Origin of the sequence: Bacterioplanoides sp. (genome assembly GCF_965226395.1) — a bacterium.
In the GTDB taxonomy this organism is placed as follows: domain Bacteria; phylum Pseudomonadota; class Gammaproteobacteria; order Pseudomonadales; family Oceanobacteraceae; genus Bacterioplanoides.
Genome location: NZ_OZ245358.1, coordinates 3,497,242 through 3,520,739, shown reverse-complemented (window position 1 = coordinate 3,520,739; position 23,498 = coordinate 3,497,242). Strand labels below are relative to the sequence as shown.

The window sequence follows — 23,498 nt, the reverse complement described above, 5'->3', positions numbered from 1 at the left end:
GAATACAGACAGTCATCCAGTAAGCGTCTGTTTACCAGGCTGAACCGGCCTGGATATACCACACGCTTTCTTCCGGCCCACGAGCCACATCAATGCCCATATGAAAGCCGTACTGGCGGGTCACGTTATAGCGAAAACCTGCGCCGCGCATGACCTGATTGTCTGCCTCACCAATTTCGTCGAGTGCTTCAGCCACCCGTCCGGCACCAACAAAGGCAAGCACACTCCAGCGATAGGTCATTTGCCAGGTCAGCTCACTTTCCAGCAACGCCATATGACTGCCCTGATACCGCGCCGCGGGAATGCCACGCATATCTAACCCAGGTAAAGCAAACGGTGGCAGACGTTCATCGGCATCCACGGCCTCACTGTCAAATCGCACCCCCAAACGCCACTGCTTCGACAACGGCCAATAGTTTAAGCCAGAAAAACGATACCAGTCGTAGTCGATATCACTGGCAATGGCATCACGGTACGCCACGTAAGAGAAGTCGTAATAATAGCCCTGCGTAGGGGTAAACACGTTGTCGCGCAGATCCAACTCAACACCCACACCCAACCCCGAAGTTGTAATCTCACGGGTCGCCAGATCGTTCAGCTCTTGCAACAGGATACCAGCTGGGCTATCGGGCTGATCATCGAGCACATCTCCGTCGAGGCTCAGATCAGCATCCAGATAACGCTGGATCACTCCGACAAATACCGGTTTATCCTGAACCTGAAATTTTAAAGTCTGAAACACCGCCAGAGCTTCGGTTTTAATACCAACCGCTTTGGGCAGTTCAACACCGCCAAGGCTGTAATAGTCGACAGTGACATCCGCCAAACCAGCGGCTCCCCGATAACGAATCCGCCCCTGATCAAAAAAGCCCATGTGCCCACCGCCAATAAAGGTCGAGCCATTACCGGTATAAGCCCCGGCAATGGCCGATACGCTCGGTGGTAATAAATATTTACCGCTGTTATCACCAGCCATGGCCTGTTTTCGTGCCGCCGCTTCTTCATCGGTTTCGTGGAAAAATAAACCCGCCACACCCAAGCCAGCCCCAACGGCCGGTTCGGTAATCACAATCGGAATGGGTAAAAAGCCAAACGCGTTGTCTGACAGATACTGGGACATATCCGGGTTGCCATCAATGGGGTCGATAAACTGCCCTAAATCGATGGCCTGAGCTGGTGAGAAGCTGAACAGCAGAGTTGCCGTCAACAGAGCTTTCCTAACATCACGATAAAGCATAAGTGGATTCCATTAAGTGCGCGCCGCGATCTAACCAAAGTGGCCTGCTGCTCTCAATGCACTATCCGCAAAATTAGCGACGAAAATGCCGATATTCCGGGCTGAGCTTCACAATGGCGTTAAAAACATCGACGTGAATGGCCTCACTCAAGGCACAACTGCTGGCCATCTGATACGCCGCCTGATAGAGCTCCGATTTCAGAAAATCCGCATCCGTTGATAGTTCTGATACCTCCGGGCGAAACCGATACGCCGCACGGCAAAAAGCCAGTGCAATGATATTCAGCCGCTCACGCCCCAGCGCCGTTAATAATGCCTCTGGCGTCGCATCGTTTGCCGATAATTCATATAACTCCTGTAGCACCACTCTCTCGCTTATCAGAATTTTTTCTGAGTCATGTATTGTTCATCTTATGGTAAACCTTCTGTTACATAGATAAAGCAGTGTCCCTCTGGTGATTAATAAAAAATGCCTGTGAGAGGGAACCATGAGTAAAGCAACCTTTAACCCAACAAAATTTAACAACAGTGATAACGAGCCATTTGCGTCGATCCTCGAAAAACGCATGTCGCGTCGTGGCTTTGTTGTTAAAGGCGGCTCCGGTCTCGCCGCGATGAGCATGCTGGGCGGTTTTGGCCTGACCGGCTGTGGCAGTAGCGACAGCAGTAATAGTAACAACGAGGCCTTTGCCTCTGAGTTAAATTTCACCCCGATTGCGGGCTCCTTAACCGATGCCGTGGCGATTCCGGAAGGTTACACCGCGCAGGTATTTGCTCCCTGGGGCACACCGTTGAATCGCCTGGCAAATGCATTCCAGAGCGATGGCTCCAATAGCTCGGTTGATCAGGAAAATGCCGTTGGCATGCACCACGATGGCATGCACTTTTTCCCGCTTGATGGCAGCTCAAGTGAAGGCCTGCTGTGTATCAACCACGAATATATTGATACCAGCGCCCTGCACGCCGATGGCGAATACAATTCAGAAACCCGTGCTCCGGTAACGGCCGAAGCCGCACGTAAGCAGATTAATGCCCACGGTGTATCCGTTGTTCGTGTTCGTTTAACCGGCAACGAATGGGTTGTGGTCGAAGGTGATGTTCATAACCGTCGCTTTACCGGAGCATCGGTAATGGATCTAGCCGGTCCGGTTGCGGGCGTTGCGGCCACCGTTACACCTTACTCCCGCGATGGCATGAAGGCGCGCGGCACTCTGAACAACTGCGGTAATGGTCATACACCGTGGGGCACGTATTTAACCTGCGAAGAAAACTGGCCGGGTTATTTCTTTGCCGAAGAAGCGACCCAAACCGCAGACCAGCAACGGATTGGTGTATCCAGCAGCCGTGGTCGTTATGGCTGGGAATTGTTTGCTGGTGACGCCTCGGAAAGTGACGATGAATTCACTCGCTTTAACGCCACACCAACCGGCAACTCTGCGATCGAAGATTACCGTAACGAAGTGAATGGTCACGGCTATATTGTTGAAATTGACCCATACGATCCGAATTCCACCCCGGTTAAACGTACCGCCATGGGCCGTTTCCGTCATGAAGGGGTTGCCTACGGCAAACTGGAAGCGGGTAAACCGGTTTCGTTCTACTCCGGCCACGATGCCCGTTTTGAGTACATTTATAAGTTTGAATCAGCGGCACTGTGGGATCCGGCCGATGCAACACCGGATAACCGCCTGGCAACCGGCGCCAAATACATGGATGAAGGCACTTTGTATGTGGCACGTTTTAACGACAATGGTGCTGGTGAATGGTTACCACTGACATTATCCAGCCCAACCACAAACGGTGGTACTTTAGCCGATAGCTTCGATTCTCTGGAAGCCATTATTATCAACACCGCCGGTGCTGCGGATCTGGTGGGTGCCACCCCAATGGATCGTCCGGAGTGGACAGCCGTTGATCCGGTTACCGGCACGGTTTACCTGACACTGACCAACAACACCCGCCGTACAGAAGAAACCGGCACCAACGTGGCAAACCCACGCCTGAATAACGCCTACGGCCATATCATTCGCTGGGATGACGATGCCCAGGGCAATGGTTTCTCCTGGGATATTTTTGTCTATGGCTCGGCCGATGTGGACGTAGATGGCAACAAAATTCCGGCCGAGATCAATCGTTCAGACCTGACGGAAATGACCCAGTTCGCCAGCCCTGACGGTCTGGTATTTGATGGTCGCGGCATTATGTGGATTCAGACGGATAACGGCGCTGATGACGTTGAGCAATACACCAACGATCAGATGATTGCGGTGATTCCTTCTCAGCTGAAAACAACCGACGGTGAATTCGCCACCATCTCCTCTGACAATCAGGCTGAGCTGAAACGTTTCTTTGTTGGCCCGAATGGCTGTGAAGTGACAGGACTGGCGTTTACCCCCGACTACACCAGCTTCTTCGTTAATATTCAGCACCCGGGCAACTGGCCATTCAGCAATGATGCCGCTCAGGAAACACCGGAAGGTACACAAGTGCGTCCACGCGCGGCTACCGTTGTTATTCGTAAAACGGATGGCGGCCCAATCGGCGTGTAACCTTATTGCAGAATCACACTGACATTCTGCAACATCTTAAAGGAGCCAATGGTTTTGCCGTTGGCTCCTTTCTTGTTAACCAGTACAATCGCGCCCGATTAGCCAGTTACCAAACGCGTTGCCTATTTTAATAGCTATTCCAGCACCAATAACCGCAACGCGATGAGAGGATTTTAGATGTCAGACCACCCTATTTCTGAAGGCGCAAGTTTTGAGCCTGATACTCACGCCTTTGAGCCTGAGGCCGGTAATTTACCTTCCAACGGCCGTGTTGGCATGGTGAGTCTGGGCTGTCCGAAAAATTCGGTCGACAGTGAAAAAATCCTTACGCAACTGCAACTTAACGGCTATGAAATCAGCAACAACTACACCGATGCCGATGTGGTTGTGGTGAATACCTGCGGTTTTATCGACTCCGCCAAGCAAGAGTCACTGGATGCCATCCGCGAAGCCATGACCGAAAACGGCAAGGTCATTGTGACCGGCTGTATGGGCAAAGGCGCCGATGCGGAACTGATCAAAGAAGAAAACCCAGGCGTATTAGCCATTACTGGCGCTCATGCCTATGAAGAAGTAATGGATGCGGTACATGAGTGGGTGCCACCGACGCAAGATCACAATCCGTTTATCGATCTGGTGCCAGAAGAAGGCGTGAAACTGACTCCGCGTCATTATTCGTATCTGAAAATTTCTGAAGGCTGCAACCACAGCTGTACCTTCTGCATTATCCCGGATATGCGCGGCAAATTAGTCAGCCGTCCGGTGGGTGATGTACTTGATGAAGCCAAGCGTCTGGTGGCGGCAGGCACCAAAGAGTTACTGGTGATTTCTCAGGATACTTCGGCCTACGGTGTGGATGTGAAATACCGTACTGGTTTCTGGGATGGCATGCCGGTAAAAACCAAGCTTTATGATTTGTGTAATCAAATGAGCAAACTGGGTGCCTGGGTACGTTTACATTATGTGTACCCGTACCCAAGCGTGGATGACATCATGCCACTGATGGCCGAAGGCAAGGTGCTGCCGTATCTGGACATTCCTTTCCAGCACGCCAGCCCACGTATTCTGAAGCTGATGAAGCGCCCGGCTCATGCGGAAAACACCCTGGAGCGTATTAAGAAATGGCGCGAGCAAGTGCCTAATCTGGTATTACGCTCGACCTTTGTCGTAGGCTTCCCGGGTGAAACCGAAGAAGACTTCCAGATCCTGCTCGACTGGCTGGACGAAGCTGAACTGGATCGGGTTGGCTGCTTTAAATACAGCCCGGTTGAAGGGGCCAAAGCCAACGAGCTGCCGGACCATATCCCAGAAGATATTCAACAAGATCGCTGGGAACGCTTTATGGCCAAAGCGCAGGAAATCAGCACCCGTAAACTGGCTCGTCGTATTGGCCAGACCATGACGGTATTGATCGATGAAGTGGATGAAGAAGGCGCAATCGGCCGCACTTATGCGGATGCGCCAAACATCGACGGCATGGTGTATCTGAATGGCTTCCAGGATTGCCAGCCGGGTGACATGATCGACGTGGTGATTGAACACTCTGACGAATACGATTTATGGGGCAGCCCGCTGTCAGCCTAAGGGAAAAAGCATTCTGGTACTCAGATAAGTATGAGGGCTAAACGCCCTCATTCACCCAACAGGAATATTCTTCCCCAACCTGACGCATCACCAACAGCACCTGCCCCACATCGATACCAAACTTTGACATCACGGTTTCATTCACCACTACACCCTCGGCAACCTGATACATACGATCGGTCATGGTCAGAGACAAGGTTTCTGGAGTGCCATCATCGTTCACGCCTGTTTGGTAATTCAGCTGGTAATCCATGTGAATGGCATTGCCGGAAAACTCCATGCGCGTGGCTTGTGGCACATCGGTAGCGGATGCCGAATAAGCGACAACGCTTTCATTTTCCATCAGCGGTGCTAGCGTCCAGGTACGGTATTCAATTCCGTCGTTAAAACGAAACTCTTCGGCTAAGGTGCCGACCCCGTCCGCATCCCAGCTGGCAAGAATCTCAGCATTAAAATGACGAATCTGCTGCCCCGAATAATCACGCACAACGCCATCTGCGCAGATTTTGCCGGTAAAAAAAGTGCGGGGATTCAGCTCATGGGGAAATGGCTTATTAGTCGATACCTCAACGCTACCGCAAGCCGCTAACACCGAAGATGACATCAGGACAAGATAACGGTATAACATAAAACACCTATACATTATTTATACAAACAATATACAGGTGTTTTATTCCGAATACAGATCAGGCTGCGTAAAGATTGATCAACCAACCAATGAACAACACCTGTGGCACCGAGATTAATGGCAAAAACAGCGCAATTTTCCAACTCTGAGTAGTATCACGCAACGCCATGATTTCGGTGTAATCGGTTGCTGCGCCAGCCATCAGGAAAGTAAAGGCATTACCCGGCGCACCGGCCCGATTAACCAGATCGGCGGCAATCGGGCTGGAGCCTTCAGAGCACACCTCAATAACCGTTGTTGCCAGCAAAGTCAGGAATAAGCCAGACAGGCTGGCACCAAACCACACACCAAAGCTGTCTTCTGGCACAAAAGCACGGATCAGAGCCACCAGCACAATGCCGAAGAATACCCAGCGCAACACCATTTTTGATTCTTTTAACCCCTGCCAGAACATGCCCGCCAACGCTTTAGCGCTCCAGTCTTGTTCACGCCAGGTTGATTTCAACGTTGGCCAAAATGGTATTTGAGTGAATTCCTGTTGATGAGGGTTATCGGGCAAAGTGCCCCGCTCGACCAGCCGATCGAATAACCAACCACTGATCCAGGCGATCACCATTGAAGCCACAATAAACAGCAGCGTCAGAGGTAAGCCAATCAAGCCCACCAGAATTAAGGTCAGGGTCAGCGAATTCCATGGACTGGCAATCAGAAACGCCATCACCTGGCCAATACTGGCACCACGCTCATACAGCTTCATGCCCACCATTAAAATGCCGTGATTGCATAAGTCCAGCATCAACCCAGCCAACGTGGCACGGAAAATACCGCGTTTAGAGCCGCCACGCCCTAACACCGACATAATCAATTCGCGTGGAATCCGGCCCAGCAAACCAACAAAAAAGGCGGCGGATAAAATGCCCCACCACATGGCGTTGACCATCTCATAAGCGGTATGAATCATGGTTTGCCACCAAAGCGGTGCCTGCCCTACATGCTCGTGGCCACTTTCGACATAACCACTGCCCACAAAACCACTTTCCAGCCACAAAAACAGCAGATACCCCAACACAACGGCGGGGGCGCAAATCACAAAAATCCAGTCGGTTTTGGGCTTTCCACCATTATTGTCAGCATTCGAGGGAGCACAACAGCTACTATGGACCTCTTCTGCAGCCTGAATCGCGGATGTCTGAACCGCAGAGGTCTGAGCCGGGTTTTCTGGCTTATGGCAACACGACATACTCTTCTCCGTCAGTACATTAGTTCAATCACAACACGTATCATACCGGGCCAGATGATTTTGCAATAACCCGCCAAATCAAGTCTGACAGGCAAAAACCCACTAAGCTTCTATACTAATACTACTTTTTCAGGTTTACGGCCTAACCGGAGCACCAAAAGTTTCATGCTGACCATTCGCCAGATCGCACTGATTTTATCCGGTATTTATTTGCTGCTGCTGTTCGTTGGTTTCGTTCTGGCTCGTGCTTTCTGGTTTTATCCGCAAGAACTGAACAAAATCCAGCACATTCAGCAACGTGAGATCGACAGTATCTCCAGTCTGGTGTCATTGCATTTATTACAACAACTCAGCGTTACCATTGATTATGCCCAATGGAACGATGTGTATGCTTTTGTTGCCTCAAATGGCAAGTTAGATCAGGCACCCAATATAGTTGCTGCCAACTATACCAGCCTGGGGTTTTCTGCCAGTGCGATCATGAACAATAACGGCGATATTCTGCTGTCTCAACAACTGCAGGATGGCAACTATCTCAGTGAAGACTCATCTCCGGTAAGCAGTTGGTTTCGTTCTCTGCATGAAAATAAGCAAATCAGCCAGCTATCTCAAACATCAGGGTTATACCGAATCGAAGGCACGCTTTATATTATTTCCATTGCTGATATTAATAATTCAGAAGGTAATTCGCGCAGCAACGGCTACTTTTTGTTTGCCAAACCCCTGTCAAAAGACTTCTGGCATGAAATACGTAACGTGGCCGGTGTTTCTTTCTCAACTTACAGCAACCCGGATGAACACTGCCGTCCAATTTCCGAGCCTGTAACCGAACACCAACAAGCAATCCAACGCTGTTTAACCAACCCAATGGGCCAGACACCGATTCGTCTTGAAGTTACCATTCCGGATTATCTGGTACCTAAACTGATTTCCAGTGAACTGTTTCTGACGTATATGCTGGTAGCTGTAATCCCGCTGGCGTTGTATCTGATTTTTCTTGGTCTGGTGACGGAACCACTGCGTTATGTCACCAGCCATCTGCGTCGCTCAAAACTTGTTCCTCTGCCTGAAATCAACCCTTTCCCTCAACTCCGGGTAAAAGAACTGGAAGAGCTGCGCTCAACCTTTAACCGCCTACAGGCGCGGGTACAGAGACAGCGCTCTGAATTAACCGAACTCTCTCTGACCGATGAACTCAGCGGCATTGGTAATCGCCGTGCCTTTGAAGAAAAGCTGCAACAAGCCTGGCGTCGCAGCCAGCGCCACCAGCAGAACATCGCTTTAATTCTGGTCGATATTGACCACTTCAAACCATTTAATGACATCTACGGCCATCAACTGGGTGACAGTGTTATCCGCCAGGTGGGGAAAGCACTGGCCTCCTGCGTACAGCGTCAGGATGAATATGCCTTTCGTTATGGTGGCGAAGAGTTTGTATTGTTGTGTTATGTCCGGAATCAGGAAGAATTAGGCGTACTGGAGCAGCACATCAAGAAGAAAATTCAACAACTTGAGATCAGCCACAAAGGCTCTCCGACTCACAGTCATCTGACCGTCAGTTTTGGTGTTGCCTGGTTAAAAGATACCGGCAGCTGGCTGCGCAAACTCAGTACCGACGACTGGTTCCGGGCAGCCGATGCGGCACTGTATGAAGCTAAGGACGCCGGGCGCAACTGTTGCCGTTGCACCATGATCGACCAAAACACCGATATTAAAGCGTCACCTGTATTTCAGCGACCACCGCCAGCGCTTTAGTCTTAGCAGCGTCGGTTGTTTCACCTTTCGCCAACGCCACGCCTAAGCGACGCTTGCCCTGAACCTCTGGCTTACCAAACAAACGTAATTGTGTATCCACAGCGGCCAGCGCACGGGCAAGACCACCATATTGCATCTGCTGTGATTCACCGGCCACCAGCAACACTGCCGATGCGGATGGCCCATGTTGCTGAATATTCGGAATAGGCAAACCCAGAATGGCGCGTGCATGTAACGCAAATTCAGACAGGTCCTGAGAAATCAGTGTCACCAGTCCGGTATCGTGTGGCCGTGGCGAGACTTCGGAGAAAATAACGTCTTCACCCTTGATAAACAGTTCCACGCCAAACAAACCCAAACCACCCAGCTCACTGGTTACCTGCTCTGCTATTTGCTGAGCTTTCTCCAGCGCCACTGCTGTCATTGCCTGAGGCTGCCAGGATTCCTGATAATCACCGTCTTCCTGGCGATGCCCGATAGGGGCACAGAAGCTGGTCACCACCTCGCCCTGCTCATTGTTATGACGGATGGTCAGCAAGGTGATTTCAAAATCAAAATCCACAAAGCCTTCGACAATCACTTTGCCTTTCCCGGCGCGGCCACCTTCCTGAGCGTAATCCCAGGCAGCTTTTAATTGCCCGGATTCGCGCACCAGACTCTGACCTTTTCCGGAAGAGCTCATAATGGGCTTAACCAAACATGGAAAACCAATGCGCTCTGCCGCCGCCAGAAACTCAGCTTCGGTCTCGGCAAATTCATAGGAAGAGGTTGGAATATTCAGTGTTTCAGCCACCAGACGGCGAATGCCTTCACGGTTCATCGTCAGCTGTGTCGCACGTGCGGTTGGCACAATATGTACACCTTCACGCTCCAACTCAGCCAGTGTATCGGTCGCAATGGCTTCAATTTCAGGCACCACCAGCTGTGGTTGCTCTGCTTCAATGACCCGACGTAATGCTTCCCCATCCAACATACTGATGACATGGCTGCGATCAGCCACCTGCATCGCTGGCGCATTGGCATAGCGGTCAACCGCAATCACTTCACAACCCAAACGTTGCAGCTCAATAGCCACTTCTTTGCCCAGCTCTCCGGCGCCACACAATAAAACCCGGGTCGCCGTTGATGAAAAAGGAGTTCCGATGATGGTCATGTCATACTCGTTGTTATTGATAAAAGGTTATTTGATAAAAAGCCGGGGAATGACCTCAGGCATTAATTCAGGAGGCGATAAAGTTGCCGGAAGCACGCTCACGCTCTCCCACTTTTTTTAATACGGCCTGCTTTTCGGCGTTGCTGTAACGGCTCCAACCGGTAATTTCCTCAGCACTGCGGTAGCAACCAATACAGACATCCTGATCATCCAGCGCACAGATATAGACACATGGACTGGGTACATCGACGCTTGGTTCGACTTTATTGTTCATGCTTCTATTTACATCTCCAGCCACCACTACATCTCCAACGGTTTTAACTGTTGTGAAAAACGCTGGGCATTATGCACATAATGCGCAGCACTGGCTTCCAGCATTTTTTTCTGAGCATCCCCCAGCTCCCGCTTAACTTTGGCTGGCGAGCCCACCACCAGCGAGCCATCCGGGATTTCCATGCCTTCCGGCACCAGTGCATTTGCCCCAATGATGCAATGTTTGCCGATTTTGGCACCGTTGAGCACCACGGCATTAATACCAATCAGGGAGTAGTCACCAATCTGACAACCATGCAGCATCACCTTATGACCAATGGTGACACCTTTGCCCAGCGTCAACGGAAAGCCCGGATCACTATGCAGTACCGATCCATCCTGAATATTGCTCTGCTCACCCACCACAATGGGTTCGTTATCTCCACGGATCACGGCGTTAAACCAAACGCTGGATTGCTCCAGCAAACGCACATTACCAATCACACTGGCATTATCAGCGACAAATACCTGCTCGCCCTTTTCCGGGACTAAATCACCCAATTGATAAAACATACACGGTTACTCATGGTTATTATTGGTTATATCCGATACTCAATGTCAGCATCCCAGAGATGATTCATCATCTCAGTGATCATCATCGCGGTCAGCCCCCAGATATGGAACTCACCATAATCAAAACTGGGAATTTTGACCTGCTGGCGTTCAAAATAACGGGAAGGTGGTTGCTGAAACAGACTCAGTGGCGCGCAGAAAACGGCATCCAGCTCAGACTCATTAGCAACAAGCTCAACATCCGCAGGAATTACCGCCAGCACCGGTGTCACCAGATAGCCAAAGCGTGATACCACCTGATCCATCAAGCCCACCACCCGAACCTGCCGCGGGTCTAAGGCAACCTCTTCCTCAGCTTCACGCAAAGCTGTTGCCACAATATTGCTGTCTTCCGGATCCCGTTTTCCTCCGGGAAATGCCACTTCCCCCCGATGGGTCGACAAATGATCCGCCCGCCGGGTCAGTAATAGCCTGGGGTGTGCCTCATCAGTGAGCGCCACCAGTACACCGGCTTCGGCCAGCCCTGGTTGCTCGATTTCGCGGGGAGTGTGCTGCGCCAGGCGCAGTGTCAGCATCTGATACAAGTCGGAATTATTCATTTCTGTATTGTAAGCACATCAGGCAATAACATCAGCACCCTTTCAGTCAGATCGTTTATTTATTAACAATCGTTTATCAATGACCTGATGGAATATTCACGAATGACAATCCACTACTAGAGGCAATCTTAACTGATTGTTTTTTAATTACTTTTCATACCACCCCAATATCGTCAAAAAAACATTGGCCTGTTTTTCAATAACTTAGAGCGCAAAATAAAGAAAAATACAATATTTTGACACACACTCATAACGGGTAGACTAGTCCTGACAGATTTCAAGTTTTCCACTGCATTAATTTTCATTTATTGCATCATTGGTAATCACAGGCAGGAGCACGGAATGAATCTACCTTCTTTTGATGACATGCTGAGACTGGCTCAACATCACCCGGAACAGCTGGAGCAGCTACGCCAGCAATTAATTGAGAATCTGATCAGCTCCGCACCACAAGACTATCAACGGCGCCTGCGTGGCATACAGTTTCAGGTCGACGCTGAGCGCCGGATTGCTTCTAATCCCATGTCATCCTGTATTCGTATTTCAAAGATGATGCATGATTGTTTATCAGAGCTCAGACAGTGTGTTGATCAGGACATCCGCTCACCCAGGTTCCCAAGTGAAAACCACAAGAATCAAAACCACCAGAGTCAAAGCCATCAGGACCAGGCTCAGATTCTGCCTTTTGCCACACGCGCTGCGATGTGATTAAGCCGTGATGATTGAACTGTGACAGCCAGCAGGCGTTTCACTTATACTGACTTTTCTGACAGCCTGGATACGTGCTTTCCCGATGAAATTCTGCAGTCACTGCTCCGCGACGCTGGTTCAAACCATCCCCGCAGGCGACAATCGCCTGCGACATGTTTGCCCACAATGCGACACCATTTTCTATCAGAATCCTAAAATTGTTGCTGGTACCTTGCCGGTATTCGAAGGCCCACAACAGAAACAGGTATTGCTCTGCAAACGTGCCATTGAGCCCAGAAAAGGCTACTGGACGCTTCCGGCAGGGTTTATGGAAAATGGAGAAAGCACCGAGCAGGCCGCATTACGGGAGACTCAGGAAGAGGCGCATGCCGATGTGACATTGCAACAACCTCTGTCTATGATCAGCATTCCACATATCGATCAGGTTCATCTGTTTTATCTGGCCGATCTGACGGAAGCTGAATTTTCAGCCGGTGAAGAGAGCCTGGACGTTCAACTGTTTACCGAAGACGATATCCCGTGGGATGACATTGCCTTTGCCACCGTTGCCAGGACGCTGCGCTACTTCTTTAAACATCAGAATAACCCGAATCAGCTGAAGCAGTGCCTGAGCGGCACCATTGAACTATCAGAGTCATTGCAACGCCTGGAAGCAGAGGAAAAACTAAAAGTACAGAAAGGCTAAAGGCGCAGAAAGACTAAAGACACAGAAAGTTTAAAAGCAGAATAAAAGAAGCGCATCGCCTGCTCATAAATCCGCCAGCTGCCAAACGTCATAAGCGGGCTCTTCATACGGATGAGCCTGCTTCAACGCAGCCACCGCAGTGCGAATCAGAGCATCGTCACACACCAGCTCGACCCGATATTCTTCCACCACCTCCAGAACACCGGTACTACCCACAAAAGGATCCGCCCCCTCTACCGGGCGAAACTGCCCCTCTCCTTTCACTTGCCAGCAACATTCCTGATAGTTGCCAATTTTGCCCGCCCCGGCCGCAAAGACAGCGGCCTTCACCGGATTTAAATGGGTTGACGGTACAAAAAACACTAACTTGTACATAAGCATATTCCTGCATGATTAATCACAAAAATAACAATAATTAAATTATTTTCGCATTCTTTGTTGCTTCGACTAGGCTTAAAAAAGCCCTTTATCAAGCATTTAAAGAGACACCAATGACTGAGCAAACCTTTTCTATTCAGAAAAAAGTGTACCTGGCCCTTGGCCTCATCTTTTTAGTGATGATGCTGGTGGTTGTCAGTATTGCTGTCTCCTCCGAGGAAGAACTGGCACACGACATGGTTCACGCACAGCTGCGTGATAAAGCATCGGGGTATCTGGATACCATGAACATCCTGATGATTTCCGGTGCAATGCACAACCGCGAAGCAGTACGCGAAAAACTGACTTCCGACAACAGCATCACAGAAGCGCGCATGATGCGCTCGGCCAAAGTGAACGCCCTCTATGGTGAAGGCCTGCCTCATGAAGCTCCTCAGGATGAGCTTGATCGGCGAGCCATGAACGGTGAAAGCGCCTTTGTGGAACACTATGGCAAAGACGGACACACTCTGACCTTTGTGCGCCCAGTGGTGGCTCAGCAAAATTATCGTGGCACCAACTGCCTCGCCTGCCACCAGGCTCAGGAAGGCGATATTCTCGGCGCGATCCGGATTACCTATAACCTCGACGAGCTGGACAACAATATTCAGAGCAACATGTTAAAAATGGCCGGTATCCAGATCGCCATGTGCCTGGCCGCGTTGTTTGTACTGTCTTTCTTGCTGCGCAAATTTATGCTGCGTCCGATTCGCCATATCCACCGTGGCCTGAGTGCAATGGAACAGCATTCTGACCTGACTCAACAAGTTGAGGTCATGAGCTCTGATGAACTGGGACAAACCGCCCAAGCGTTAAATTCGATGACTCAGCGCTTCTCCGACTCGTTGCATCAGGTGGTGCAAAGTGTTGAGCAACTGGAAGGTGCGGCACAGCACATTGATACCACATCGCGTCACTCCAAAAATGCAGCCGACCAACAAAATGTCGAAACCGAGCAGATTCAGCAATCCATCTCTACGCTGCAGAGTAATATCAGCCAGGTGATGCACAATGCAGAACAAAGCAGCCAGGCCTCCGTTGAAGCCAAAACCGTCGCCAGCGACGGGGTCAGTAAAACCGATCAGGCATCATTAACCATCGAAAACATGCACCAGGCGATGCAGCAAACGTCCGAGGTGGTTACCTCGCTGGATGAAAAAACAGCCAGCGTGGGTGGTGTTCTTGAAGTAATCAAAGGCATTGCTGAACAAACCAATCTGCTGGCATTAAATGCTGCCATTGAAGCGGCTCGGGCCGGAGAAAGTGGTCGTGGCTTTGCAGTGGTTGCCGATGAAGTGCGCACCCTGTCCCAGCGCACTCACGAATCCGCTCAGGAAATTGAGACCATGATTGAGCAATTGCAGCAGGAGGCTGATAAAGCCGTCAGCTCAATGCAAACCGCTCAGGATACCGCCACTGAAGGACTGGAACAGGTACGAGAAGCGGCCTCTGCACTGCATCGTATGACCCAGCATGTGGATCAAATGACGCAGTTAAATGCCGAAACCCTGAGCCAGATGCAACAGCAGGTCAGCATTGGTGACGATGTCACCCGTAGCATTAATACCATCGGCGAACATTCCCGCAATACGGTCAACAGCGCTGAAGAAACCACCCAGGTCTCTTCGAATCTGGTATCACTGGCCAACAACCTGACCCGATTGGTGAAGCAATTTAAGCTGTAACCGGTTTTAACCGCTGGCGTTCCGATCAGGACGTCAGCGTCTCCAGCTTAATCAGATTATCCAACGCCGTCTGATTATGCTCACCACAGATATCCGCATCCGCTTTAAAATTCAGACAAACCGCCGGGCGGTCTGGCTGACCAAAAATCCGACACAGGTTCTTGTCGTCCAGCTGAATACAACGCTCTCCCGCTGGCTTACCCTGAGGCATCCCCGGAATGGGGGTTGAAATAGACGGCGCAATACAGCAGGCTCCACACCCCAAACGACACTCCAACATTCACCTCCCCGGCATTCCCAAACACATCAATAACGGTATTTAAACCGATCAGAAGTCGGACTGTTTTCCAGCTTCCACATCATCAGATTATACCTCACCGCATAACGATGCAGGCGTCGATATTCTTGTGGCTGCTTTTCGATATTGGTGTAGGTTTTCCAGCGATGATTCAGGGCTCTGACCGGATATTTATCTGCAACAACGGCTAGCTGCGACTTCTTCAGCCCGGGAATTTCCAGCTTATCCTCCAGCTGTATACCAACAAATTCCACTTTGCCACTGCCGTAATGATCGCGCGCATCCTGAGTTGGTGCTGACAGGTCAGGGTTAACCGAACCCGGCTCGGCACTCACCTGAACACCAATACCTGCGCCTGCTGCGACCAGCATCAACCAACACACTCCCGTAGCGACTCGGGAAACAACGGCTCTGGAAAAAGCGATTCCGGGAAGAACACTCCGCACCATAAACAACTCCTGCTTTAATATTCTCTTCAGTATAGGAGCTGCGCCACAAAACAGATCGTTTTATCAGGCCGTTATTTTTATTAGAAGTTGTATAGCAAGGTCGGCTGAGATAGCCTTGCCAGCCACATTTGGGGAATCGTTTATGAAGCCGTTGTTCATTGCCTTATTAAAATCTGCAACCTTAGCCAGTGTGCTGTCTGCCTCAACACTGATGGCCGAAGAACCAACCAACTCTCGCCAGCCAACTAACTTTCGCGTAGGCGCCGGTTTGTTCTCGGCTCATATCGATCCAGCCGCGGATTACCTGCCGAAAAATGATGACTATGGCGTTTCTCTGTTTGCCGAGATGCCACAGTCAGATTACCTCGCATCTCGTTTTATGCTGTACCGAACCCGGACTGAAGATACGCAGCTATCCGGCTTTGAAACCCAGATGATGATCGGCATCGGCCTGTCACAGCCCGGTTTTCGTGCTTATACCGGCCCGGGCTGGCACCGGGAAAAAATCAAAGTCGACCGCGCTGGCAACAGTGATCACCGTATTTTTAATGGCTGGGGCTGGCATATTGGCGTCGGTTATCAGTATCAGGCCATCACGCTGGATTTATCAGCTTCTTTACGTGACAACGCCGACTATTACAGCGAAAACAAGCGCACAGGATCTGACAAAGAGCCAAATGCTTACGTCAGCAATCTGTTAATCAGCTACCGTTTCTGAAACCGGAGAATTTATGACAACCTCTGTTGCCGTGCGTTATATGTCGCGCGCTGAAATCGAACGCTTAATGTACAGCCTGACGGCCGATAGCAACAACGAACAGGCACAGCTGTTTGAAGCACTGGTACGTCGCTTACTGGAACTGACTGAAGAATAACACCACCTGCATGCAAGACATATCTCAACAGCCAGAAGGCCCCCGCTTCAAACTGCTATATCAGTCCGACAGTTGTGTGGTTATCAATAAACCCGCTGGCATCAGCTTTCACAGTGACAATAACGAAGCCGGACTGGTCGTGCAGCTGAGCGAGCAACTGCAACAACGACTCTGGCCGGTACACCGTTTAGACAAGGTCACGTCCGGTATTTTATTACTGGCCACCAGTGAGCACAGTGCTGCGTTTTTTTCTGAGCAGTTCTCCAGCCGACGCATTCAAAAACGTTATCTTGCCATCAGCCATATGAAGCCGAAGAAAAAACAGGGCTGGATCAAAGGTGATATGAGCAAAAGCCGTAATGGCAGCTGGAAGCTGATGCGTACTCAGGAAAACCCGGCCATCACACATTTTATCAGCCACTTTGATGCAACACGGCAACAGCGACAGTTTTTATTAGCGCCGAAAACCGGCAAAACCCATCAACTCAGAGTGGCAATGAAAAGCCTCTCGGCTCCGATCGACGGTGATCAGCGTTATGGCGGCCAAGCCGCCGACAGGGCCTACCTGCACTCGTATGCGCTGCGCTTTTGCGAAATTAATGGCGACACCATCAGCTTGATTGCACCGCCAGAAAGCAGCTGGGGGGCATTGCCTGCCCCATGGCAACAGGCGGATTATTTATTTTCAGACCAGTAATAGCTCAGTTTGCTAACACCAGGCGGGCAAAACACTCCTCATCGGCTCCACATTGGCTGAATTAAGCTAGACTGATAAAGTGCCAAGACAACTTTACTCATCAACCTGATTAAACCTGAGCCGTTAAGGACGTTATGCCAGACAGCAAACTTCGCCTTCCGCCGGAAGCAGTCAAAAAACAGCATTCTCTGGTCTGGCGCATCATCCTGTATTTTGCCTTATCCTCCATTACCTTGTCGGTGATTGTCGGTATGGTGCTCGCCACCTGGAATTACCATCGCCAGACTGAAGCCTTTCAGTCACGGTTGGATTATATCGAAGCCGGTTACACCGAATCGCTTGGCTCAAGCCTGTGGTTTTACGATGAAACTCAGATTCACACTCAGGTTAAAGGCATTATGAATCTTGAGGACATCAGTTACGTCCGGGTAACCGACAACCTCAATCTGGATATTGAAACCGGCACCCGTCCTCACCATCAGGACATTAAAACCATTGAGCTGGTTTATAAAAACAAACCCCTTGGCAACCTTCAGGTTGCCTTTGACCGCCAGGCGGTATTAACCGAAGCCTCACAAACCGCGATTATGATGATCATTGCTCAGCTGGCCAGCCTGCTGCTGCTGACATCGTTACTGGTCTTTGTGGTACATCGTTTAATTACCTCCCGTATTCGTGACATGGCACTGGAGGTGAACGAACGGATCGACAGCAACAGTTCCGAAGCACTCTCCATTCCCGAGTCAGCCGTCCACGATGAAATTGACATTCTGATTCATGCTTTTAATACGCTCAGTGAAAAAATGAACAATGAGCTGAAGCAAAAAACCCGGGCACAGCAGCAACTGAAACAGGTTAACTCAGAACTGGAAGACCGGGTTGAAGAGCGCACACAAAGCCTGCAAACCACCATTGATGAATTAAACCATGCCCTGAAAGCGTTAAATAAAACTCAGGGCAAATTAATTGAAGCGGAAAAATTATCGGCACTGGGTGGTATGGTGGCGGGTATTTCACACGAAATTAATACTCCGCTGGGCCTGTGCATCACCATCCACTCCTACATTGACGATCATTATCAGCAATTAAAATCAGGCTTTGATTCCGGCCAGATCACGAAACAGGATTTTTCAGACTTTGTTGCCATCATGGATGAAAGCCTGGGCATTATGGATAAAAACCTGCAACGTGCCGCGCACCTGATCAAAAGCTTTAAACAGGTATCGGAAGACCAGACCGGAGAACATATTCGTGATTTTTCCGTTAAAGACTACCTCAATGAAATTCTTGAAACCCTGTCACCAAAGTTCAAAAAAACCCGACATCAGGTGCATATTGATTGCTCTGAACATATGCGCATGAGCACCTACCCGGGCGCCATCTCACAGGTCATGACCAACCTGTTGATGAACTCACTGATTCACGGTTTTGAAAATAAAGAACAAGGCAATATCAATATTCTGATTGCTGAAGAAAAAGGCAATGCTGTGATTCGTTATTCCGATGATGGCAAAGGTTTAAACGAAGAAGCCAAACAGAAAATTTTTGATCCGTTTTACACCACTAAACGGGGCCAGGGAGGAACGGGGTTAGGCATGCACCTGGTGTACAACATCGTTAACCAGCGTTTGCAGGGCGACATCACCATTGAGAAAGATTGTGGCTGCGAGGGTGCCTGCTTCCGCTTAATTATCCCGAAAAAACTGGACGTCAGTGACAGCTAAATTTAATCAGCCTTCGGATTAAATCGACCTTAAAATAAAAAAGCTCTGACACACATGTATCAGAGCTTTTTTAATTTTTGTTGTAGTCGTTAGAGGTAGTAGTTGCGTTGTAGTAGTCCAGACAGAACTACAACTGCGACGCCAGTTCACTGGCTAAACGAATCGCACGTTTCGCATCCAACTCACCGGCAAACTCAGCACCACCAACCAGATGCAGGTTGAAGTTTTTGCTTTCATCCTGCTCCAGCTGCTGATGCAGTTTGTTAACGGATACCTGACCGGCACACAGCACCACGTGATCAACATCCAGCACGCGGCTTTCTTTCACTTCGTTGCCTTCTTTACCAGTGGTGATGGTCACGTGTAGGCCCTCATCATCAACTTTGTCGTAGCTCACACCACCAATGGTTTCAACACCCTTCATGGCAACCACAGCGCGGTGAACCCAACCTGAGGTTTTGTTCAGACCCTTACCGAAAGACGACGCCTTACGCTGCAGCATATAGACCTTACGTGGTGATTCTTCGACTTCCTGCGGTTTCAGGCCACCACGGATTTCGTTCTGACCGTCCACGCCCCACTCTTTCATCCAGGCGTCTTTATCCAGTGTTAAAGACGGGCCTTCGTGAGTCAGGTATTCACACATATCGAAACCAATACCACCGGCACCCATCACGGCGACTTTTTTGCCTAGCTCCATTTGCTGATCCAGCACCTGCTGATAGGTCACCACTTTCGGGTGATCAGCACCCGGCATATTCGGTACACGCGGCTCAACTCCGGACGCAATCACAACTTCATCAAAACCTTCGGCTTTCAATTGTTCTGCGTCCACCCAGGTATTCAGGCGCAGGTCAACGTTATGCACTTCCATCATTTTATGGAAATAACGAATGGTCTCGTGGAATTCTTCTTTACCCGGGATACGGGCCGCGTAGTTAAACTGACCACCAATATGCTCACGCGCTTCAAACAAGGTCACCTTGTGGCCACGCTGCGCCGCCACATTGGCACACGCCAGCCCTGCCGGGCCCGCACCAACGACAGCCACTTTTTTCGGCTGGGACACAGTTTTATAGATCAGCTTGGTTTCGTGCCCGGCACGTGGATTCACCAGACAACTGGCACGCTTCATCTGGAAGGTATGATCCAGACAAGCCTGGTTACAGGCGATACAGGTGTTAATCTCATCAGCGCGGCCTTGCTCGGCTTTATTAGCCCACTCAGCATCGGCCAGGAATGGACGAGCCATGGAGATCATGTCGGCTTTGCCGTTGGAAATAATATCTTCCGCCGTGTCCGGCATATTAATACGGTTTGAAGCGACAACCGGCACATTCACTGCTGCTTTGACCTTGGCCGTTACATCAACAAACGCCGCACGCGGTACCGAGGTTACGATGGTTGGAACACGCGCTTCGTGCCAGCCAATACCCGTGTTAATAATGGTCACACCGGCTTTTTCCAGTTCCTGAGCCAGCTGGATTACTTCGTCCATCTCAGAACCGTCTTCCACCAGATCCAGCATCGACAAACGGAACATTAAGATGAATTTTTCACCCACTGCCGCTCGAATACGACGTACCACTTCCAGCGGGAAGCGCATACGGTTTTCATAAGAACCACCCCATTCGTCGCTGCGCTTGTTAACGCGCTTATTCAGCATCTGACAAATAAAGTAACCTTCCGAGCCCATAATCTCGATGCCATCGTAGTTGGCTTTTTGCGCTAATTTGGCGCAACGCACGTAATCGTCGATGGTTTTTTCAATTTGCTTGGCGCTCAGCTCTTTCGGCTTAAACGGGGTAATCGGCGACTTAACCGCCGACGGTGCGACGTTAAACGGCGTATAACCGTAACGACCGGCATGCAGGATTTGCAGCAGAATTTTACTGTCTGAGGCTGCTTCATGAACGGCAGTGGTCACCTTCTTATGGAAAGGCACCTGCCAGCCGGAAATCAGCTTGGAGCCGAATGGCAGCAAGTCACCACGGCGATTGGGTGAAAAACCACCGGTTACCATCAAACCGGCACCACCCCGGGCACGCTCGGCAAAATATTCAGCCATTTCATCAAAGTGCCATGGACGATCTTCCAGACCAACGTGCATAGAACCCATCATCACGCGGTTCTTTAATGTAGTGAAACCCAGATCCAGTGGTTCAAAAGTATGTGGATAGTGACTCATCGTTAATCTGCTCTCAAACAGCTAGTGTTATTCATTATGTAGGTGTCAGTGTAAACGGATTCACATTCGGGTAAATGATCTTAGTTAGCATAATTATGATCATTTTATTCATCTTGACACAAAAAAGCCCAATAGCTTGCACCATTGGGCTTTTTCTCAGGCCTGCTAACAAACGTTAAGCAGCTGTAGCAGGTAATTAGTCGTCAGAGATCTGAATACTCGGCATAACCGCTGACGATTGTGCCCGTTTAGCCAGTTCAACCGCCAGACGACGCGCGGCATGACGATACATCATGCTGACTTCAGAACAGTCATCGGCTGCGACCACTGGCAAGCCAGCATCACTTTGCTCACGAATGTACTTAGACAGCGGCAGTGAACCTAATACCTCAGTCTGATAGGTTTCGGCCAGGCGTTCAGCGCCGTCTTCACCAAAGATATGTTCGGCATGACCACAGTTTGAGCAAATATGCATGCTCATATTTTCGATCATACCCAGCACCGGAATATTCACTTTACGGAACATTTCCACGCCTTTTTTGGCATCCGCCAGAGCAATATCCTGCGGCGTAGTCACGATAACGGAGCCCGTCACCGGGAATTTCTGACTCAGCGTCAGCTGAATATCACCGGTACCCGGTGGCATATCAATAATCAGATAATCCAGCTCGCCCCATTGGGTTTGCGTCATAATCTGCTGTAATGCACCAGCAACCATAGGCCCGCGCCATACCATAGGTGTTGATTCGGTGACCAGATAGGCCATCGACATGGTTTTGATGCCATGGGCTTCTACCGGCACAAACCATTTCTCATCAACGGTTTTTGGACGAGTACCGTCTTCAACTCCCAGCATGATGCCCTGACTCGGGCCATAGATATCGGCATCCAGCAGACCCACTTTGGCACCGTCTTTGGCTAGCGCCAACGCCAGATTAACCGAAGTGGTGGACTTACCTACCCCACCTTTACCGGAAGCTACGGCCACCACATTTTTGACCTGAGCAATCGCTTCAATGGCCTTAGTTGCCGGGTTATCGGCCACCTGCCAGGACACATTCACTTTGGCCGATTGGCATTCATCCAGATTCTCAAGAGCGATTACCAACATCTGCGCAATACCGTCTTTCAGGTACTCCGACGGGTATTCAAAAAAGATGTCGACCACCACATTGGCACCATCAATAGCGATGTTGGTAATAGCACCGGCTGTCACAAGATCAGCATCAAGATAAGGGTCGGTATAGGATTTCAGCGCCTGCTCGACCAGAGCGCGGGTGAGTTCTGTCACAATCAGATTCCACAGCTATTTCACAATTTGGCGAAATTTTACGTGTTCACTCAATAATTACCACCGCCAGACTTTGTGGGTATTCGTTTTGTCGTTATCGGAATTGTGGTTATTGGATAGAAATAGCTATGTCCGCCGCTAAGCTTATTTTATTTTGTGATTAAAATCGGCAAAGTCCTTCTTGTATGAAATATCGAAAGTTTGGGATAATGCGCGCCCGATTTTGAAACCGTGATTACACTGACAGCGTGGATTACCCGCTGCGGATTCTAAAAAGTACAGCGCCTTTATAGAGCACAATGATGACCGATTATCTGCTGATTCTGGTAAGCACCATTCTGGTGAACAACTTTGTTCTGGTACAGTTCCTTGGCTTGTGCCCTTTTATGGGTGTATCCAACAAACTGGAAACCGCCATTGGCATGGGTGCAGCCACCACCTTCGTGCTGACACTGGCGTCGGTTTGCAGCTATCTGGTTTACACCTACATTCTGTTGCCATTTGATCTGGCCTACCTGAAAACCATCAGCTTTATTATGGTGATTGCCGTAGTTGTTGGTTTTACCGAAATGGCTATTCGGAAAACCAGTCCACTGTTATACCGCGTTTTAGGTATATTCCTGCCCCTGATTACCACCAACTGCGCGGTGTTAGGTGTTGCTCTGTTAAACATCAAACGTGATAACGGCTTTGTTGAATCCATTCTTTACGGATTTGGCGCGGCCGTAGGCTTCTCCCTGGTGATGGTACTGTTTGCTGCCATGCGTGAACGCATTGCGGTGGCGGATGTACCCAAACCATTTCAGGGCTCAGCCATTGCCATGATTACCGCAGGTTTAATGTCTCTCGCGTTTCTGGGCTTTACCGGCCTGGTCAGCATTTAAGTTACGGGAGCATCTGAGGAAAAT

24 protein-coding genes are annotated in these 23,498 nt (G+C 49.9%); 11 read left to right on the top strand and 13 right to left on the bottom strand.

All coding sequences use genetic code 11. The features are described 5' to 3' along the window. Positions 1-31: 31 nt before the first annotated feature. Positions 32-1,207 (bottom strand): BamA/TamA family outer membrane protein, encoded by a 1,176-nt coding sequence (locus tag ACO05E_RS16095; protein WP_419810506.1) that lies wholly within the window; start codon positions 1,205-1,207, stop codon positions 32-34. A 103-nt stretch (positions 1,208-1,310) separates the two neighbouring features. Continuing rightward, positions 1,311-1,601, bottom strand: a complete 291-nt coding sequence (locus tag ACO05E_RS16090) for a hypothetical protein (protein WP_419810505.1) — start codon at positions 1,599-1,601, stop codon at positions 1,311-1,313. A gap of 124 nt (positions 1,602-1,725) precedes the next feature. On the opposite strand from ACO05E_RS16090, the gene ACO05E_RS16085 reads away from it, so the two are divergent. After that, positions 1,726-3,786, top strand: a complete 2,061-nt coding sequence (locus tag ACO05E_RS16085; protein ID WP_419810504.1) for a PhoX family protein — start codon at positions 1,726-1,728, stop codon at positions 3,784-3,786. Between the two features lie 276 nt (positions 3,787-4,062). Then, positions 4,063-5,370: a 30S ribosomal protein S12 methylthiotransferase RimO gene (gene rimO, locus ACO05E_RS16080; protein ID WP_419813633.1), complete on the top strand. Its 1,308-nt coding sequence runs from the start codon at positions 4,063-4,065 to the stop codon at positions 5,368-5,370. A gap of 37 nt (positions 5,371-5,407) precedes the next feature. Here the strand turns inward: rimO and ACO05E_RS16075 are convergent, their stop codons facing one another. Further along, the gene (locus ACO05E_RS16075) at positions 5,408-5,998 is read right to left on the bottom strand and encodes a DUF3833 family protein (protein ID WP_419810503.1); all 591 of its coding nucleotides are present in this window, start codon (positions 5,996-5,998) and stop codon (positions 5,408-5,410) included. Between the two features lie 58 nt (positions 5,999-6,056). Next, positions 6,057-7,238, bottom strand: coding sequence for a permease (locus ACO05E_RS16070; RefSeq protein WP_419810502.1), 1,182 nt, complete (start codon positions 7,236-7,238; stop codon positions 6,057-6,059). A 165-nt stretch (positions 7,239-7,403) separates the two neighbouring features. Between ACO05E_RS16070 and ACO05E_RS16065 the strand changes: the two genes are divergently transcribed. Beyond that, complete coding sequence (locus tag ACO05E_RS16065) at positions 7,404-8,993, top strand: diguanylate cyclase domain-containing protein (RefSeq protein ID WP_419810501.1); 1,590 nt, start codon at positions 7,404-7,406, stop codon at positions 8,991-8,993. On the opposite strand, the gene purT is transcribed toward ACO05E_RS16065, so the two are convergent. The 4 genes from purT to ACO05E_RS16045 form a co-directional block, all read right to left on the bottom strand. After that, a complete protein-coding gene (purT, locus tag ACO05E_RS16060; protein ID WP_419810500.1) occupies positions 8,950-10,146 on the bottom strand; it encodes a formate-dependent phosphoribosylglycinamide formyltransferase in 1,197 nt (398 codons plus the stop codon). The two genes, ACO05E_RS16065 and purT, sit on opposite strands and share 44 nt — an antisense overlap. 67 nt (positions 10,147-10,213) lie before the next feature. Continuing rightward, on the bottom strand, positions 10,214-10,420 hold the full coding sequence (locus tag ACO05E_RS16055) for a DUF1289 domain-containing protein (RefSeq protein WP_419810499.1): 207 nt from the start codon (positions 10,418-10,420) through the stop codon (positions 10,214-10,216). A gap of 26 nt (positions 10,421-10,446) precedes the next feature. Further along, on the bottom strand, positions 10,447-10,971 hold the full coding sequence (locus ACO05E_RS16050) for a gamma carbonic anhydrase family protein (protein ID WP_419810498.1): 525 nt from the start codon (positions 10,969-10,971) through the stop codon (positions 10,447-10,449). A gap of 26 nt (positions 10,972-10,997) precedes the next feature. Then, on the bottom strand, positions 10,998-11,570 hold the full coding sequence (locus ACO05E_RS16045; protein ID WP_419810497.1) for a CoA pyrophosphatase: 573 nt from the start codon (positions 11,568-11,570) through the stop codon (positions 10,998-11,000). 342 nt (positions 11,571-11,912) lie between these two features. Between ACO05E_RS16045 and ACO05E_RS16040 the strand changes: the two genes are divergently transcribed. Further along, positions 11,913-12,278 (top strand): DUF3135 domain-containing protein, encoded by a 366-nt coding sequence (locus ACO05E_RS16040; protein ID WP_419810496.1) that lies wholly within the window; start codon positions 11,913-11,915, stop codon positions 12,276-12,278. Positions 12,279-12,363: 85 nt separating this feature from the next. Continuing rightward, on the top strand, positions 12,364-12,966 hold the full coding sequence (locus ACO05E_RS16035; protein WP_419810495.1) for an NUDIX hydrolase: 603 nt from the start codon (positions 12,364-12,366) through the stop codon (positions 12,964-12,966). 63 nt (positions 12,967-13,029) lie between these two features. On the opposite strand, the gene ACO05E_RS16030 is transcribed toward ACO05E_RS16035, so the two are convergent. Beyond that, on the bottom strand, positions 13,030-13,341 hold the full coding sequence (locus ACO05E_RS16030; protein ID WP_419810494.1) for an NGG1p interacting factor NIF3: 312 nt from the start codon (positions 13,339-13,341) through the stop codon (positions 13,030-13,032). 116 nt (positions 13,342-13,457) lie between these two features. Between ACO05E_RS16030 and ACO05E_RS16025 the strand changes: the two genes are divergently transcribed. Next, entirely contained in the window at positions 13,458-15,068 is a 1,611-nt protein-coding gene (locus ACO05E_RS16025) for a methyl-accepting chemotaxis protein (protein ID WP_419810493.1), read from the top strand. Between the two features lie 25 nt (positions 15,069-15,093). On the opposite strand, the gene ACO05E_RS16020 is transcribed toward ACO05E_RS16025, so the two are convergent. Then, on the bottom strand, positions 15,094-15,348 hold the full coding sequence (locus ACO05E_RS16020) for a YkgJ family cysteine cluster protein (RefSeq protein ID WP_419810492.1): 255 nt from the start codon (positions 15,346-15,348) through the stop codon (positions 15,094-15,096). A 26-nt stretch (positions 15,349-15,374) separates the two neighbouring features. Beyond that, positions 15,375-15,815: a hypothetical protein gene (locus ACO05E_RS16015; protein ID WP_419810491.1), complete on the bottom strand. Its 441-nt coding sequence runs from the start codon at positions 15,813-15,815 to the stop codon at positions 15,375-15,377. Positions 15,816-15,957: 142 nt separating this feature from the next. On the opposite strand from ACO05E_RS16015, the gene ACO05E_RS16010 reads away from it, so the two are divergent. From ACO05E_RS16010 to ACO05E_RS15995, 4 genes are all read left to right on the top strand, one after another. After that, on the top strand, positions 15,958-16,533 hold the full coding sequence (locus tag ACO05E_RS16010; protein ID WP_419810490.1) for an outer membrane beta-barrel protein: 576 nt from the start codon (positions 15,958-15,960) through the stop codon (positions 16,531-16,533). Positions 16,534-16,546: 13 nt separating this feature from the next. Further along, positions 16,547-16,690 carry a cell developmental protein SirA gene (locus tag ACO05E_RS16005; protein WP_419810489.1) on the top strand — a complete coding sequence of 48 codons (144 nt, stop codon included), beginning with the start codon at positions 16,547-16,549 and terminating at the stop codon, positions 16,688-16,690. A 10-nt stretch (positions 16,691-16,700) separates the two neighbouring features. Further along, positions 16,701-17,387, top strand: a complete 687-nt coding sequence (locus ACO05E_RS16000) for a TIGR01621 family pseudouridine synthase (RefSeq protein WP_419810488.1) — start codon at positions 16,701-16,703, stop codon at positions 17,385-17,387. A gap of 134 nt (positions 17,388-17,521) precedes the next feature. Next, positions 17,522-19,111, top strand: coding sequence for an ATP-binding protein (locus tag ACO05E_RS15995; protein ID WP_419810487.1), 1,590 nt, complete (start codon positions 17,522-17,524; stop codon positions 19,109-19,111). Between the two features lie 127 nt (positions 19,112-19,238). Here the strand turns inward: ACO05E_RS15995 and ACO05E_RS15990 are convergent, their stop codons facing one another. After that, on the bottom strand, positions 19,239-21,299 hold the full coding sequence (locus ACO05E_RS15990) for an FAD-dependent oxidoreductase (protein ID WP_419810486.1): 2,061 nt from the start codon (positions 21,297-21,299) through the stop codon (positions 19,239-19,241). 196 nt (positions 21,300-21,495) lie between these two features. Then, positions 21,496-22,590: an iron-sulfur cluster carrier protein ApbC gene (apbC, locus tag ACO05E_RS15985; RefSeq protein ID WP_419810485.1), complete on the bottom strand. Its 1,095-nt coding sequence runs from the start codon at positions 22,588-22,590 to the stop codon at positions 21,496-21,498. Between the two features lie 302 nt (positions 22,591-22,892). Here apbC and rsxA point away from each other — a divergent pair, with 302 nt between their 5' ends. Continuing rightward, the gene (gene rsxA / locus ACO05E_RS15980) at positions 22,893-23,474 is read left to right on the top strand and encodes an electron transport complex subunit RsxA (RefSeq protein ID WP_255860601.1); all 582 of its coding nucleotides are present in this window, start codon (positions 22,893-22,895) and stop codon (positions 23,472-23,474) included. Positions 23,475-23,498: the final 24 nt, after the last annotated feature.